General features: G+C 51.2%; 13 protein-coding genes. 5 read left to right on the top strand and 8 right to left on the bottom strand.

Features of this window, described 5'->3' with window-relative positions:
• The first annotated feature begins 45 nt into the window (after nt 1-45).
• Together cynR and C1N62_RS20280 are read left to right on the top strand one after the other, a co-directional pair.
• Complete coding sequence (gene cynR / locus C1N62_RS20285; RefSeq protein WP_137765540.1) at nt 46-933, top strand: transcriptional regulator CynR; 888 nt, start codon at nt 46-48, stop codon at nt 931-933.
• A gap of 71 nt (nt 934-1,004) precedes the next feature.
• Nucleotides 1,005-1,400, top strand: coding sequence for a VOC family protein (locus C1N62_RS20280; protein ID WP_137765539.1), 396 nt, complete (start codon nt 1,005-1,007; stop codon nt 1,398-1,400).
• A 175-nt stretch (nt 1,401-1,575) separates the two neighbouring features.
• On the opposite strand, the gene C1N62_RS20275 is transcribed toward C1N62_RS20280, so the two are convergent.
• The gene (locus C1N62_RS20275; protein WP_137765538.1) at nt 1,576-3,000 is read right to left on the bottom strand and encodes an MFS transporter; all 1,425 of its coding nucleotides are present in this window, start codon (nt 2,998-3,000) and stop codon (nt 1,576-1,578) included.
• 110 nt (nt 3,001-3,110) lie between these two features.
• Here C1N62_RS20275 and C1N62_RS20270 point away from each other — a divergent pair, with 110 nt between their 5' ends.
• A complete protein-coding gene (locus C1N62_RS20270) occupies nt 3,111-3,767 on the top strand; it encodes a helix-turn-helix transcriptional regulator (RefSeq protein WP_370465612.1) in 657 nt (218 codons plus the stop codon).
• A gap of 76 nt (nt 3,768-3,843) precedes the next feature.
• On the opposite strand, the gene C1N62_RS20265 is transcribed toward C1N62_RS20270, so the two are convergent.
• Nucleotides 3,844-4,740, bottom strand: coding sequence for a LysR family transcriptional regulator (locus C1N62_RS20265; protein WP_137765537.1), 897 nt, complete (start codon nt 4,738-4,740; stop codon nt 3,844-3,846).
• 154 nt (nt 4,741-4,894) lie between these two features.
• On the opposite strand from C1N62_RS20265, the gene C1N62_RS20260 reads away from it, so the two are divergent.
• Nucleotides 4,895-5,620 carry an SDR family oxidoreductase gene (locus tag C1N62_RS20260; RefSeq protein ID WP_137765536.1) on the top strand — a complete coding sequence of 242 codons (726 nt, stop codon included), beginning with the start codon at nt 4,895-4,897 and terminating at the stop codon, nt 5,618-5,620.
• A 165-nt stretch (nt 5,621-5,785) separates the two neighbouring features.
• On the opposite strand, the gene C1N62_RS20255 is transcribed toward C1N62_RS20260, so the two are convergent.
• From C1N62_RS20255 to C1N62_RS20240, 4 genes are all read right to left on the bottom strand, one after another.
• Nucleotides 5,786-6,574 carry an IclR family transcriptional regulator gene (locus tag C1N62_RS20255; RefSeq protein ID WP_168195916.1) on the bottom strand — a complete coding sequence of 263 codons (789 nt, stop codon included), beginning with the start codon at nt 6,572-6,574 and terminating at the stop codon, nt 5,786-5,788.
• 285 nt (nt 6,575-6,859) lie between these two features.
• On the bottom strand, nt 6,860-7,243 hold the full coding sequence (locus tag C1N62_RS20250; RefSeq protein WP_137765534.1) for a VOC family protein: 384 nt from the start codon (nt 7,241-7,243) through the stop codon (nt 6,860-6,862).
• Between the two features lie 45 nt (nt 7,244-7,288).
• Nucleotides 7,289-8,404 carry an S-(hydroxymethyl)glutathione dehydrogenase/class III alcohol dehydrogenase gene (locus C1N62_RS20245; RefSeq protein WP_137765533.1) on the bottom strand — a complete coding sequence of 372 codons (1,116 nt, stop codon included), beginning with the start codon at nt 8,402-8,404 and terminating at the stop codon, nt 7,289-7,291.
• Between the two features lie 65 nt (nt 8,405-8,469).
• Complete coding sequence (locus tag C1N62_RS20240) at nt 8,470-9,600, bottom strand: aminotransferase class V-fold PLP-dependent enzyme (protein WP_137765532.1); 1,131 nt, start codon at nt 9,598-9,600, stop codon at nt 8,470-8,472.
• Nucleotides 9,601-10,323: 723 nt separating this feature from the next.
• On the opposite strand from C1N62_RS20240, the gene C1N62_RS20235 reads away from it, so the two are divergent.
• The gene (locus C1N62_RS20235) at nt 10,324-11,655 is read left to right on the top strand and encodes a dicarboxylate/amino acid:cation symporter (RefSeq protein WP_137765531.1); all 1,332 of its coding nucleotides are present in this window, start codon (nt 10,324-10,326) and stop codon (nt 11,653-11,655) included.
• A 155-nt stretch (nt 11,656-11,810) separates the two neighbouring features.
• Here C1N62_RS20235 and C1N62_RS20230 read toward each other — a convergent pair whose 3' ends face one another.
• Both C1N62_RS20230 and C1N62_RS20225 read right to left on the bottom strand, forming a co-directional pair.
• Nucleotides 11,811-13,403 carry an LTA synthase family protein gene (locus C1N62_RS20230; protein WP_137765530.1) on the bottom strand — a complete coding sequence of 531 codons (1,593 nt, stop codon included), beginning with the start codon at nt 13,401-13,403 and terminating at the stop codon, nt 11,811-11,813.
• Nucleotides 13,404-13,747: 344 nt separating this feature from the next.
• Entirely contained in the window at nt 13,748-14,467 is a 720-nt protein-coding gene (locus C1N62_RS20225; RefSeq protein WP_137765529.1) for a dienelactone hydrolase family protein, read from the bottom strand.
• Between the last annotated feature and the right edge of the window lie 36 nt (nt 14,468-14,503).

Here is a 14,503-nt window from a genome sequence, read left to right as displayed (position 1 = left end):
TCTCATTTATTATGATTCAAATCAGAAAATCTTATGAGGCAGGTTATGCTCGCCCGGCACATTCAGTATTTTCAAGCAGTTGCGGAACATCTCAGCTTTACGAAAGCAGCGGCGGCGCTGCACGTGTCGCAGCCCGCCCTCTCTCAACAGGTAAGGCAGCTGGAAGAGAGCCTCGGCGCCCAGCTATTCGATCGTACAGGGCGAACGACGCGTCTGACCGATGCCGGAGAGGCCTATCTGCAATATGTTCGCCGTGCTGCTCAGGAATTGCAGGAGGCCAGACGTGCCATTCATGACGTGAGCGATCTCAGCCGGGGTTCACTGCGCGTAGCCGTGACGCCAACCTTCACCACTTATCTGGTCGGGCCGCTGGTTGAGGCATTTCACTTCCGGTATCCCAATATTACCCTTACTGTGCGGGAAATCTCACAGGAGCGCATAGAGGATCTGCTTTTGGCAGGGGAGCTTGATGTGGGGATCGCTTTCAGGGAAGTCACCAGCCCGGACATCGACTTCGTTCCGTTGCTGGATGAGACGCTGGCTTTGGTGGTCAGCCCCAGACACCCATTGGCAAAGGAAACGTCCATCGGATTAGAGACCCTGAATGCCGAGTCACTCGTTTTACTCAGTCCAGAATTTGCGACCCGCGAACAGATCGACAGCTATTGCCGCACACACGGAATTCATCCTAAGGTGTTGATAGAAGCCAACGCTCTCGGCGCGGTAATTGAAATTGTGCGCAGGACAGCTTTGTCGACGTTATTGCCCGCGAAGATCGCCTTGGCCCATAACGACTTAGTCGCGATCGCACTTGAACCCGAGCGCCTGCAGCGCACAGCCGTGCTTATGTGGCGCAGGGACGCCTGGCGTAGCTCCGCGGCTCGGGTGTTCACTGAACTGGCGATAGAAGTCTCTACCCAATTACACGCCTGATAGCCGATTTAGAGGCAACAGCCTGAACCCCTTGCGTATTAATAAACATTAGCTAAGAGGAGATAAATAACATGTCAGTGACTACGGGTGTACACCATATTGGCCTAGCCGTATCGAAGCTTGAAGAGAGTGCTGCCTTCTTTACCAAGCTCTTGGGCTGGCAAGAAGTGAAGCGGCGCGATGATTATCCAGCCATCTTTGTGAAAGATGATGCCCTTATGATCACGCTTTGGAAAACGCAAACAGAAGAGCCGGTTAACTTTGATCGTAAAATGAATGTCGGACTCCATCACCTGGCTTTACGGGTTAACAGTAAAGAGACTCTGTTTCAGCTACTTGATGTGCTGAAGGCAAATCAAATTGAAATCGAATTTGAGCCAACCCTTCTTAGGGAGGGGCCGTCAATGCATATGATGTGTTACGAACCCAGTGGTATTAGAATCGAGTTCTATTACTCAGGGGAATAATGACGGATTTTTCCTGATAAGAGCCTGTCATTGACTCTTTATAACCGCGAAATGAGTAAAGGTGACCGGTCATGCGGTCACCCAATTTAATCCCGCCATTAGCGAAAACAGATAACATCTCCTATTTCCCACCTAACAGCGGTAAATATGCACATCTCTAGCGATATGCGTAAATTCAACCCGCGCGTTGTGCATTGAATCCGGAAATCACCCTTTTTGCACTTAACAGAGAGAGCAGCGGGGCGGCGGCCATCACGGCAAACAGCAGCCATGCAGCGGATGACGCGCCCTCTGTGCCGCCGGGCATCGACAACCCACCCGCATTCGCCAGCATACCTGCGACGGCTGAACCCAGCGCGGTGGCAAACAGCTGAACCGTGGTAATTGAGGTTGCCGCGGCATCCTGATCGTCAGTGGGTGCAACCTGTAGGATACGCGTCAGCAAATGCGGCCAGCCCAGCCCGATGCCAAACCCTACCAATGTCAGGCCCAGACCAATCAAGGAGAGCACTATCCACTCTCCCCCGGCAGAGCGGGGTGTGCTGAGCGCCAGTACCACCATGCCCACCAACACCAGCATCGGGCCAACGGCGATAGCGCGTTTGATGCCACGGCCTTGCCAGCCAGAACTCCAGATTTCTGATACCGTCCAGCCTGCGGCCATCAGCGCCGCCAGGTAGCCAGAGATCAGGGGCGTCTGCCCATGCAGGATTTGCAAAAAGTAGGGGATGAAGGTTTCACTCGTCATGCCAATGATCAGCAGCCCCATAGTGATGTAGAGCGCGAGCAGAGGGGAGTTCAGCCGCAGCGCATCACGCGGCAACAGGCGGATTTCACTGGTAAACTCCCGGCGTATCAGCAACAGAACCAGCACAACCGCAACGCCTATTCCCGCCACGTTGACCGCCACGTCAGATGACATTCCCCCTGTGCTGACCGCCATCACTGCGGCGACCAGCAGCAGTAACTGCACCAGCGGCAGCTTACCTGCCGGAGGCGCGGTGTCACGTTTATGCTTGGGAAAGACCAGCCAGACCAGCAGCATGTAGAGCAGCGTCACAGGTATCAGTACGCCAAAGGCCGCGCGCCAAATATTCATCTCCGCAAATATTCCGCCAGCGGCGGGGCCGAGCAGGGTAGCGACGCCCCACATACCGGAGATCAACGCCATCGCGCGCGGCCAGAGCTTTTCATCAAAGACCGCATAAATCATGGCATAGCAGAGCGCAAACAGAAAACCGCCGCCCAAGCCCTGTAGCGCCCGGCCAGCCAGCATAACCGGCATATTCTGCGCCAGTGCACATATCAGGCTGCCCGCGATAAATAACAGTGCCGCGACTGAATAGGCCTTGCGCGGCCCGGTCAGGGCCAGCAGCCGTGCGGTCAGCGCAGAACCCAGAATGGAGGCCACGACAAACAGCGTGGTATTCCATGCATAAAGCTCCAGGCCACCAATTTCATTGACCACAGAGGGAAGTACAGTTGTTGCGATATAGATATTGATTGCATGTAGCGCCACCCCTCCTGAGAGGGCAATAGCGAAAAACAGGTTTCTACCACCCAGTAAATCACCCCAGCTTCCTTCCTGTACTGATGACATATCAGCCTCCCGGCATGTGTTACTCCAAATGTCCCGTTGCTGGCTGCAATGGGATCCGCTACAGTAATAAAACAAGTCAACGCTTGGATTATTAGAGGGGGTCATTTATTTTGTCAAGCAATCGCTTGTTAAATACCGTGGAGAAAGCATCCGCGACACCTGAACGTCTGCTTTACTTGCTTAAAACGCGGGGGCCGCAACAGTCAGCGGAGGCCGGGGAAATGCTGGGCATGACAGCTGAGGCGGCGCGCCAGCAGCTCACCAAACTTGCCTCGGCGGGTCTGGTGGAAACCTATTCTCAGAGCAGGGGGGTCGGCCGGCCCAGCCAGTTCTGGACGCTGACCCAAGCAGGACATAATCGCTTTCCAGATACGCACTCTACGTTGACGGTTCAGCTACTGGACACGGTGCGTCACGCCTTCGGCGAACAGGCGATTGATCGCCTGATTGACCTGCGCGAGCAGGCCAGCCGCGAGAACTACCTGCGTGAGCTAAAGGATGCGCCCGATCTCAAAGAACGGGTTGCGCGTCTGGCCGCGTTACGTTCGCTTGAGGGGTATATGGCGGAGTATGAGGAGCTGGCGGATGGGACGTTACTCTTTATCGAAAATCACTGCCCAATCTGTGCCGCCGCTGCCGCTTGCCAAGGATTTTGCCGCGCTGAATTAACGGTGTTCAGCGAAGTGCTCAATGCAAAAGTAGAGCGTACCGAGCATATTTTGAATGGAGCAAGGCGCTGCGCTTATACCATTACACCCAAAATATAAAGCAACCTGGGCTGAGCGCTGATGAAAGGTTGAATGCGAACATACCCCTGCGTGCCTTGGGCTGCGGTTATGATTTTTAAACCAAGGGATTCGCATTCTCCTCTTTGATGAAATCAACAAACGCGCGCAGTGGGGCAGACATAAACCGGCTGGGGAAATAGAGCCACGGCCCCCCAAAGCTGAACCACCACTCAGGAAGGACGGGTAAAAGCGCACCTGTTTCGAAATGTGGTTGCAGCCAGTTTTCAAAGGTAGCAATGATGCCGTGGCTATCTCGTGCCAGATCAATGGCCGCAGAAGCGCCATTGACACCAATAGTCAGGCGAGCAGGGGGATTGACCCGGACAACCTCTGCACCGCGTTCAAACTCCCACGGTACCAGTGCGCCGCTGGAATATTTCATGCGAATACAATCATGTTCAAGCAAATCAGCCGGATGTAACAGTGAGTCGTGCGCAGCCAGGTAAGAGGGGGAGGCCGCCAAAGCCAGGCGCTGCTCCCGAGGCCCTATCGGCACGGCAATCATATCTTTTGCCAGATGTTCACCGTAACGTATGCCGGCATCGCATCCGGCTGACGTCGCGTCTACAAGGCGGTCATCCACCATCAGTTCCACATGTAAAAGTGGGTGGTGGGTAAGGAAACGTCCCAGCATCGGCTGCAGGATATCGACCATCACTGCACCCGTCACATTGAGCTTAAGCACGCCGCGTACCTCCTGCTGGGAGCTGGCAACGTCATTAAGTACCGATCTCATCTCATTGAGAAGCGGGGCAATACGGCCAGCCAGCGTCCGGCCTGCTTCGGTGGGCGTCACGCTACGCGTGGTGCGGATAAAAAGCGGCACGCCAAGACTTGATTCAAGTGCTGTGATTTTTTCACTTACCGTCGAAGGAGACAGGCCAAGCTTTTTTGCGGCCATGCGAAAACTATTTTCCGTAAAAACCGCGAGAAAAACCGATAGATCATCCATCGCCACTGCCTGCCATTGTTCGCTTTTCCGATCAGCTTATTCGTATTGCCCTACATTATCAAACGCTGCCCGCCGGGTTATAAATCAGGAACACCTTCGTTTCTTTTGGGAGCGGAAAGTACCAACACCTGACCAGATTAATTGAGGAGTATGTATGGAAAAGAGAAGCGCACTGATTACCGGGGCAAACAAAAGTATCGGGTTTGAAACGGCCAGACAGCTGGGTTTACGAGGTTATAAGGTGTGGCTCGGGTGCCGGGATGAACAACGCGGCCGCGCCGCGATGGAAAAGCTGGCGGCGGAAGGGATTGAGTCCTGTTTTATTGTTATGGATGTGACGGACGCAGGGACTCTTCAGGAAGCAGCCCAACAGGTACTGAAAGAAGAGGGGAAACTGGATGTGCTGATTAATAATGCCGGAATTTCAGGCGATCAGCAGGTCGCCCCAAGCGAGCAGAGTATCGATGACATTATCGAGGTATATAACACCAATGTATTTGGTGCCATCAGGGTGACGCAGCACTTTATTCCGCTACTGAGAGCCGCATCTGGGGCCAAAATTATTATGGTCAGTAGTGGCTTGGGTTCGCTGGAGTGGGTCTCGGATCTGAATCACCCTTATTCCAAAATTCAGGCAATGGGGTATACCAGTTCAAAAACCGCATTGAATGCCATCACCGTTGCGTTTGCCAAAGAACTTATTGACGACAATATCAGCGTGAATGCCGTCGATCCGGGATATACCGCGACTGATTTTAATGGGCATACCGGCTACAGAACGGTCTCTGAGGCTGCTGCCGGCATTGTCTGGCTGGCAGAGCGGGAGGGTTCAGAAACGACAGCGGGCTTCTTTTTTGATGGCAGCCGGGCACCCTGGTGACAGCCGTTTCATGCCATTAAAACCTGCGGTGGGTGGCTTGAATAAAACGGTGGGGTTTGAAATATATTGGGGTGCTCCTGCATTCGCCTTTGGCATAGAGCAGACATGCGCGCGGGCCAATGTCTGCTAAAAGCCAAAAGCGGCGTGGCGCCTGACAGCAAAATATCAGGCGCCGAACATGACACGGGTAATTTTGTCAGAAGTCGCCTGTAGCAGGGTAATCAGGTTCACCATATCATTCAGGTTCTTACGGACGTGCGGCGCGGAGAGGCTGAGGCAGGCAATAACATTCTGCTCATTATCGAATACCGGTACTGCCGCACCCACTACGCCCACAACAAATTCTGAATCGTTAATCGCATAGCCAGTCTCGCGGGTTTTAATGACTTCCCGCTTCAGATGATCGGGATCGATAATGGTATTCGGCGTAACTTGCTCCCACGGCCCGCTGAGCAGATAGGCTTCCAGCAGCTTGTCAGGCATGTTCGCCAAAAAAATGCGGCCACTGGACGTACAGTGCAGGGGCGCTTTATGCCCACGCTCGAAGTAGAGTGTCAGAGGCGATTTACTCTTCGCGCTGTCCACATAGATAACGTCAGCCCCCTTGATGATGCCCAGACTGCACGTTTCATCCGTTTTACGCGCCAGCTCCATCAGAAGTGAATGCACCGGGCTTTGATAAATGGATGAGGAGAGGACGCCAAGCGCCAGTTCCAGCAGGCGCTGGCCTGCCTGATACTTACCTGACTCAATCCCATTCTCCAGATAACCGAAGGCCTCAAGATTATTCACCAGACGGTGCGCTGAGGTTTTGGGTAAATCGAGCTCAACCATCACGTCTGACACCGTGAAATTAGGCCGGCGTGACAGCATTTCCAGCGCCTCAAACGCTCGTTCGGTCGGCGATGACTCTTTGACTTTGACACTGCCATGCTGAATGTCTGCTTCGCTCATATTCATTACCTGTATTCGGAACCGACCATACTGCGGGTCGTAAAATCTGCCTGTGGCATGGGGCGGGGCCAGGGCCAAACCCAGCATTAAACTCCGGTATATATTAACAGCAAAAAATGGCGCGGATACAAAATGCATTTGACCGACGGCTTAGATGGGAAACGCCGGGAGAGATGCCGCCTGAACAGCGTGAAGCCTGTTCAGGCGAGCAGCGCTATGGCTGGATACGGGCCGTTGCTGTACTGGCCGCGGCCATTCGTTCACTGGGGACTTCAGCAGGCCATTTTACTCTGCCGCAAAGCAGTAAACGGCCAGTTTATTGCCGTCAGGATCGCGGGCATAGGATGCATAGGCATTTTCTGCCCAGCCGCGCGGCCCCGGCTCGCCTTCGCACTTGCCGCCCTGCGAAAGTGCTGTGGCATGGAAATCATCAACGGCCTGACGACCCGGCGCCTCAAAGCTCACCGTCACACCATTGCCTACCGTTGCCGGCTGGCCATTTGCTGGCTTAAGGACGAAGAATGAGGGTTTGTCCTTGCCCCAAATTGAGCCGTTTTCACCCAAGTCGGTCAGGCGTGAGTAGCCCAACTTGCCCAGAACATGGTCGTAAAACTCACGGGCTTTATTCAGATCGTTGGTTCCAACGGTAACGTGCGTAAAAATTGACATATCTACTCCTTCTTAAAGGGCGCAGCCAGCGTGTCCGGCCGCGGATCAGAAATGAATGACCGTCCGGATACTCTTACCTTCATGCATCAGGTCAAAAGCCTGATTAATCTCAGCAAGAGCGAGGTTGTGGGTGATGAAGGCATCAAGCGGGATCAGGCCCTTGACAGCATTATCGACAAAGGTTGGCAGCTGACTGCGGCCCTTCACCCCACCAAATGCTGAGCCGCGCCAGACGCGACCGGTTACCAGCTGGAAAGGCCGGGTGCTGATCTCTGCGCCCGCTGGGGCAACCCCGATGATGACGGACTCTCCCCACCCTTTATGGCAACACTCGAGTGCAGCGCGCATCAGGCTAACGTTGCCAATACACTCAAAGGAGAAATCAACGCCCCCGTCCGTCATCTCAATGATGACATCCTGAATGGGGCGATCATGCTCTTTGGGATTGATAACCTCGGTCGCGCCCAGCTCTTTTGCCAAAGAAAATTTTGCAGGATTGATATCAATGGCAATGATTTTTGAAGCCTTGGCCATTCGCGCGCCGATAATGGCGGCAAGACCGATACCCCCCAGGCCGAAAATTGCCACGCTGTTGCCTTCCTTCACTTTGGCTGTATTCAGCACGGCACCTATGCCCGTGGTCACGCCGCATCCCAGCAGGCATATCTTTTCAAGCGGTGCATCCTTTGGCACTTTCGCCAGCGAGATTTCCGGCACGACGGTGTACTCAGAAAAGGTAGAGGTTCCCATATAATGAAAAATTGGCTCACCCTTATAAGAGAAGCGGGTCGTGCCGTCGGGCATCAGGCCTTTGCCCTGCGTTGCACGGATGGCCTGACACAGGTTGGTCTTGCCAGACAGGCAGAATTTGCACTTGCCGCATTCCGGCGTGTAGAGCGGAATGACATGGTCGCCCACGGCAACCGAGGTGACGCCTTCACCGACCGCTTCAACGACCCCTCCACCCTCATGGCCCAGCACGGCCGGAAAAACACCTTCCGGATCAACACCTGAAAGCGTGTACGCATCGGTATGGCAGACGCCGGTGGCAACGATACGTACCAGCACTTCACCAGCTTTAGGAGGCTCCACATCAAGTTCGACGATCTGGAGGGGTTCATTTGGGCCAAACGCGACGGCTGCACGGGATTTAATGGACATGGTTTTACCACTTCAGTTTTGGTGATTCAGGGGCAGGGCCGCCAGACGGCTGACCCTACGAGGTGTCAGAGATACTTTTCGACCACGGAGGCAAAGGCGTCGACGTCGTTCTCGGTATTGAACAGCGCAAATGACACCCGGATGCCGTCCCGTTCAGGCGAGACGCGAACATTGTTCTCGGTGAAATAGGGCAACCATTTATCGGCATCGAGGCGGATGACGTAGATATGCGGGGCGCGATCGTCACGGCTTCGTGGCCCCACCAGATCAATACCCATACGATCCAGGTGAGACAGCAGACGATCGCCCAGGTCATACAGATGAGACTCAATATTTGCCACGCCAACGCTTTCAATCAGCTCAATGGCCCGGCCCAGCGCGGTCACCGTTGGCAGGTTATAGTTACCTACCTCAAAACTGCCCGCCCCTGCGCGCAAAGCCATATTGTCGCGGCTGGCGATAAAGTCCGCGGGCGGGTTTTCCAGGCTGGCCGCCGCCAGGAAAGGCGGCACCAGATTGGTAACCTCTTTGCTGATGTACATGATCCCCAGCCCCTGCGGCACCAATAGCCCTTTATGTGAACCACACACCATGACTGAGACGCCCATCTCCTTGAGCGACATCGGCGTTACGCCCACGCTCTGCATGGCGTCAATCATCAGCAGGATGCCCTGTTCTTTACAAAAACCGGCGATGCTTTCGATATCAAACTTATGGCCTGCGTGGAAAGTGATATGGGACAGAGAAATAATGCGGGTACGCTCGTCGGCCACTGACCGGAAAGTTTCAGCATTGACGCGCTCTGTCATTGGCACGAACCGCACTTCAACGCCTTTTTTTTCAATGTTCAGGAACGCATAGGTGTTATTGGGATGATCGCCCTCCAGCATTAAAACGTTGTCGCCTTCGCGGAAGGGATAGGCATTGGCGATGAGATTGCAGCCTTCAGAGGTGTTTTTGGTAAACGCAATTTCAGAGGCGCTTACGCCAAAAAAGCGAGCAACCTGCGCGCGCACCTCTTCCAGGCGCGCCATCCATGCTGACTTGGGGCCAGCATGATTCAGACTCTCGTCAAGAAACTGTTCAATCCCTGCTTTCACGTCAACCGATAAAGGGGACTGATGCCCTGAATCCAGATACAGGCAATTGCCAGTAACCGGGAACTTTTCACGAACGGCATCAACGTTATAACGCATTTTATTACCTCGTTTAGAAGCGGATAGGAGTGACGTTTCAGGGCACCTTTACTCCGGAGAAACAGCTGATATCAAACTGAGTTATTTCTCTGAACCCTGACCAGCCCTTGTCGCTGAGAATAGAACCAATCCGACACTAAAATCAATAACCGGAACTAAAAGTTCCATTAAATTTTAATGGTTCTTTAACGTTGCAGTGCTGGCTTTAAATATAATCCATTGAATTTAAATGTTTTAACTATAGCGCTGTGTGAGATGTTCTTTTTTATGGTTTGCGCTCGCACCATACTTAAGCCCAAGTGTGGGGCAATTGCACCAATTTGGTTATCTTTCAATTTATTGATTTTATTGTATATTTTTATAGGTTTGAATTTTTTACTGCTGTGAATGTATTGCGCATTGACATGGATATTTTTTAACTTCAGATTGTTCTACAGAGAGTGGAGGGCGTGATCTGCGTTCCATTAATATTCATTAAAAGTGCCATTTAATTTTAGTGAGACAGAGTTCACAGTTTCCCAATCGCTTATGTAATTAGATTGTTAAAAAGGTAGCTGCTGCCATGGCGGTGATTTTGGAGGATACGTTGAAGGCATGACTGGTGTTATTACGCCAAGAGTCGGGGCAGTAATAACTCTCCCAACACGTAAGTGAGCTGCTGACTAACACACAATGTGATGGCTGCTCCTTGTCGGTGCTTACCCGCTTTAAAATGAGGTCTGGATGAACAAGAAGGCATTATTCAAACAGATAGCGATAGCTATCGTGCTTGGCATACTTGTGGGATGGGGATTACATCACTACTCAACCTCTCAGGAACATGCCAAAGAAATTGCTTCGTATTTCGATCTGGTGACTGACATATTCCTGCGCCTCATCAAAATGATCATTGCCCCCCTGATTTTCGCGACCGTGATTTCTGGTCTGGCCGCAATGGGCAATACCGGGTCAATCAAACGCATCACATTCCGGGCACTGGCATGGTTTATCAGCGCTTCCATTATTTCTTTAATGATTGGTATGGGGTTGGCGAATCTCTTTGAGCCAGGTAAGGGTTTAAATCTCGTAGCCGATAGCGCGCAGCATGTTCAGACGGGCCTCAATACCGGGGGCTTTAGCCTGAAGCAGTTCCTCACGCATCTCTTTCCACGCAGTATTGTGGAGGCGATGGCCAATAACGAAATCCTACAGATCCTGGTATTTTCTCTTTTCTTTGGCACCGCGCTTTCATGGGTCGCTGCTCATTCAGGTGAGGAGTCATCGATCGTCAAGTTTATCAACGAACTGGCAAAAGTGATGTTCCGCGTGACAGATTACGTCATGTGCCTTGCGCCAGTGGCCGTATTTACGGCACTGGCTTCAGCGGTCACCGTTCAGGGAATGGGGCTACTGGCAGATTATGGCAAACTGATTGGCCTGTTCTATCTTGGCCTGCTTATTCTCTGGACTATTCTGTTTGCGATTGGCTACTACTTCTTGGGGAAATCCGTTTTTCGTCTGGCCGATCTCATTCGCGCGCCGTTGATGCTTGCCTTTGCCACCTCAAGCAGCGAATCCGCCTATCCCAAGACCATGGAGGCGCTGGATAAATTCGGTGTGCCGCGCAAGATCACCAGCTTCGTTCTTCCGCTGGGGTACTCTTTTAATCTTGATGGTTCGATGATGTATCAATCATTTGCCATTCTTTTCATCGCTCAGGCTTTCAACATTGAGCTGAGTTTTACTCACCAAGTGTTGATTTTGTTGACGCTGATGCTGACCAGTAAGGGAACGGCGGGGGTCGCGAGGGCATCTGTGGTAGTGGTCGCCGCCACCATTCCTATGTTTGGGCTTCCTGAGGCTGGCGTGCTGCTGATTCTCGGCATTGATCAGTTTATGGATATGGGGCGCACCGCGACCAACGTCATCGGCAACAGCATTTCGACCGCCGTGATCGCCACCTATGAGGGTAAAAGGCCGTTATCCGAGCACGCCAACTATGCTGCCGATCCAGTGCAAGCCTGCCACGAGAATCAAGAAAATACGTCTTCGGCTCTGTCACAGAAATCAGTCTAGCCGTGCGTTGTGCAGAGAGAAAAAGGTTAATTAGGCAACCACGTCGTTGATTATGTAGTACCGGATAGAAAATAACTGTTGCCCTTGACGAACAAAGTCCCTCTACGGAGGGACTTTGTTTATGGGTGGTGCGCATTACTTTCTGGACGAAGCCATTAGCGGCTTATATTGTAATATGCTTGGATATCTGGATCGGCCTCGGTTTCCGTAACTTGGTATTCCTCTTCTTTACCATGCGGCATAGTAGAGAAGTAGCTATCACCTATTGCTGAGTGCCACATAAATTTTGAGTGGCAATCAGTATCAAAAAGGGAGCAGCCGAGGAAGTAGTTCGGCGCTCGGTTTATTTTTAAAAGATTAAGGATGGTAGGTGCTGTGCCCAAGCTATTCTTTCCTTTAGCATCGTAGATAAAGTGATGAATGCCCGATCCGATGAGGATAAAGGGAACTCTGTCGACGAAATACTTGGCATTACTGCCAAAACTCTCTTTATATTCTGGTGATGGGAAAGTAGCGTGATCGGCTGTAATGATCAAAATGGTATTATTGTAGTAAGGGCTTTGTTTAAACCAGTCAACAAATTTGCCAAGCTGAGCATCATAGTTATGAAATTTGTTGTAATAAGGGTTTTTACCATCTTGGTATTTTTCATCGGGACTATCCATGCCGTGGTGTGTTCCAACACAGTAAACACCGATAAAAAAATTATCCTTAGTTTTTTCAACAATCTTTTGGAGAGATTCAAAGGTCTGCTTGTCAGACATGGCTTGAGGTCTGTTGATGACAAAATCCTCTTTTCCATACACTTTGTCAAAATTCAAACTCTCCATGAGATTGTTTAAATTACTGTTACTACTGTCCGCTGAGAGGAAGTAAGTGCCATAGCCATTACTTTTCAAAATGTTCGCAATGGAAATCAAACTATTGTTATAGGTTTTTTTTAGCTCTTCGATTGATATTTGTCCCACGCCAGAGGTATCATTGGCATTATAGCCTCCTTTATATTGGTAACCTGATGTCAGTTGACCTCTTAACCCTCTGAATGTTGCAGCAGTATGGTTAAAATAGTTTTTTACTATGAATTGTTCATTATAGTATTTATCTAAGTTTGGCGTGACATCTAGCCCTTTTTTGTTGACAGTATCAATAACTTGCTCTGATAAACCCTCTGTGAAAATAACAATCACATTGGGGTGCTCTTTGATATTCATCTCGGCTGGAAGAGAGGATGACTTATAAATATTATATTTTAAGAATTTCTTAGCTACGTTTTCGCTGTCATTGGTGGGTTCAAAAGTCATTTGCTTATAAGTTGCAGATAGTGTAGCAAAGGAACTGGTTAGTGGCCCCTGCAAAAACAGAACTGGGAAGATAAACAGCTTGAGCCAGGGTGATTTTAATCTTGGTAAAAAATATACTGGCATCGCTAATATAAGATATGCCAAAAATATTGCCGTAATTTTAAAGATCTGAGAGAAACCGATGGCACTTGCCTCAGACAAGTTCATAATTGTGAGGGGGATGATATAATCTCCGGTACTGATGATTGAGCTTATCTGTGCGCCAAGAAGCACTGAGTAAGCCAACCAGACCACCGTAGAAGTTTTTCTAGACTGTAAACTAATGATAAAAATATAGACAAGTGTTGCCTCAATCAATAAGAATAGAGAAGTGTATTTATCACAGTTGTTTGAAAGCAGAAAGCAAATTAAGCAATAAAAGGCAATGTATAACACATTTTTAAACATGATAAATCCTTTTCATATAATCCATATCACTTATAATTACAAAAAGAAATGAATTGGAATGATAGAGTTGGTGCAGAAATTTGGTTTTGAGTTAAATCAAAAAGAAAGAGCAGGAATAAATGATTGAAGGGGATAAATGATTATCCAAATTACGGGGGATATTTTAAATTTATTAAGTGAATGCATTTAATACATCTGAGATGAAGTTCGTGTAACTTTAGTGCGCACAATCTATCTTATGTTAAATTGGCTTCGCGGAGCCGGTTGTAGCTCCTCTCCCCTTACCACTATGCAGTGGGAGCCTCTCTCGATGCCCCCACCGTGGTACAGCTAAATAAAACCTATCAGATTACTTCGTCCAGCAGCGCGTACATGGCGTTGAATGCGCGGGTGGAGACCGTCGGGTGGAATTTTGCGACGCCTTCGACGTTGGCATTCGGGTCGGTGAAGGAGTGTACCGCGCCGCCGTAGCTGACCAGCTGCCAGTCAGCGCCCACGCCGTTCATCTCTTGGGCGAAGGCGGTCAGTTGCTCGCGCGGCACCAGCGGATCAGAAGCGCCATCCAGTACCAGCAGTGGGCATTGGACGTTTTTCGCATCGTGCAGGCCGCTGGCGTCGAGGGTGCCATGGAATGAGATGGCGGCACGCAGGGCCTCGCCGCTGCGGGCAAGCTCCAGCGCGCAGTGGCCACCGAAGCAGAAACCAAAGGCCGCGACCCGGTTGCTGTCGACTGCCACAAATGCCTGATCTTTTAGTGTCGCGAGGGCTGCCGCCATCCGCACCACTTCATCAGCCGTGTCTTTGACCGCGCCCATCGCGGCGCCCGCCTCTTCCGGCGAGGTCGGGCGGTTGCCCTTGCCATACAGATCCGCAATAAACACCGCGTAACCCTGGGCGGCCACCTGCCCTGCCAGACGTACGGCGTTCTCAGTGACGCCCATCCAGTTTGGGGCCATTACCAGCCCCGGTCGAGTGCCAGAGAGTGCGGCGTCAAATACCAGCACACCCTCCATCTCTTGGTGGTTGGCGGTATAGGTGATCGTTGTGTGTTGAATGTCTGCCATGGTGGCTCCTGTTAACTGCATTGGCGGATGGCCGCT

Source organism: Nissabacter sp. SGAir0207, assembly GCF_005491205.1.
Lineage (GTDB): Bacteria > Pseudomonadota > Gammaproteobacteria > Enterobacterales > Enterobacteriaceae > Chimaeribacter.
The sequence above is the reverse complement of the archived record's forward strand: the minus strand, read 5'-3'. Positions and strand labels throughout refer to the sequence as shown.

Bases quoted from the DNA above. Each gene is read 5' to 3' on its own strand.
- cynR (WP_137765540.1), top strand. From the start codon at position 46: ATGCTCGCCCGGCACATTCAGTATTTTCAAGCAGTTGCGGAACATCTC.
- C1N62_RS20280 (WP_137765539.1), top strand. From the start codon at position 1,005: ATGTCAGTGACTACGGGTGTACACCATATTGGCCTAGCCGTATCGAAG.
- C1N62_RS20275 (WP_137765538.1), bottom strand. From the start codon at position 3,000: ATGTCATCAGTACAGGAAGGAAGCTGGGGTGATTTACTGGGTGGTAGA.
- C1N62_RS20265 (WP_137765537.1), bottom strand. From the start codon at position 4,740: ATGGATGATCTATCGGTTTTTCTCGCGGTTTTTACGGAAAATAGTTTT.
- C1N62_RS20260 (WP_137765536.1), top strand. From the start codon at position 4,895: ATGGAAAAGAGAAGCGCACTGATTACCGGGGCAAACAAAAGTATCGGG.
- C1N62_RS20255 (WP_168195916.1), bottom strand. From the start codon at position 6,574: ATGAGCGAAGCAGACATTCAGCATGGCAGTGTCAAAGTCAAAGAGTCA.
- C1N62_RS20250 (WP_137765534.1), bottom strand. From the start codon at position 7,243: ATGTCAATTTTTACGCACGTTACCGTTGGAACCAACGATCTGAATAAA.
- C1N62_RS20245 (WP_137765533.1), bottom strand. From the start codon at position 8,404: ATGTCCATTAAATCCCGTGCAGCCGTCGCGTTTGGCCCAAATGAACCC.
- C1N62_RS20240 (WP_137765532.1), bottom strand. From the start codon at position 9,600: ATGCGTTATAACGTTGATGCCGTTCGTGAAAAGTTCCCGGTTACTGGC.
- C1N62_RS20235 (WP_137765531.1), top strand. From the start codon at position 10,324: ATGAACAAGAAGGCATTATTCAAACAGATAGCGATAGCTATCGTGCTT.
- C1N62_RS20230 (WP_137765530.1), bottom strand. From the start codon at position 13,403: ATGTTTAAAAATGTGTTATACATTGCCTTTTATTGCTTAATTTGCTTT.
- C1N62_RS20225 (WP_137765529.1), bottom strand. From the start codon at position 14,467: ATGGCAGACATTCAACACACAACGATCACCTATACCGCCAACCACCAA.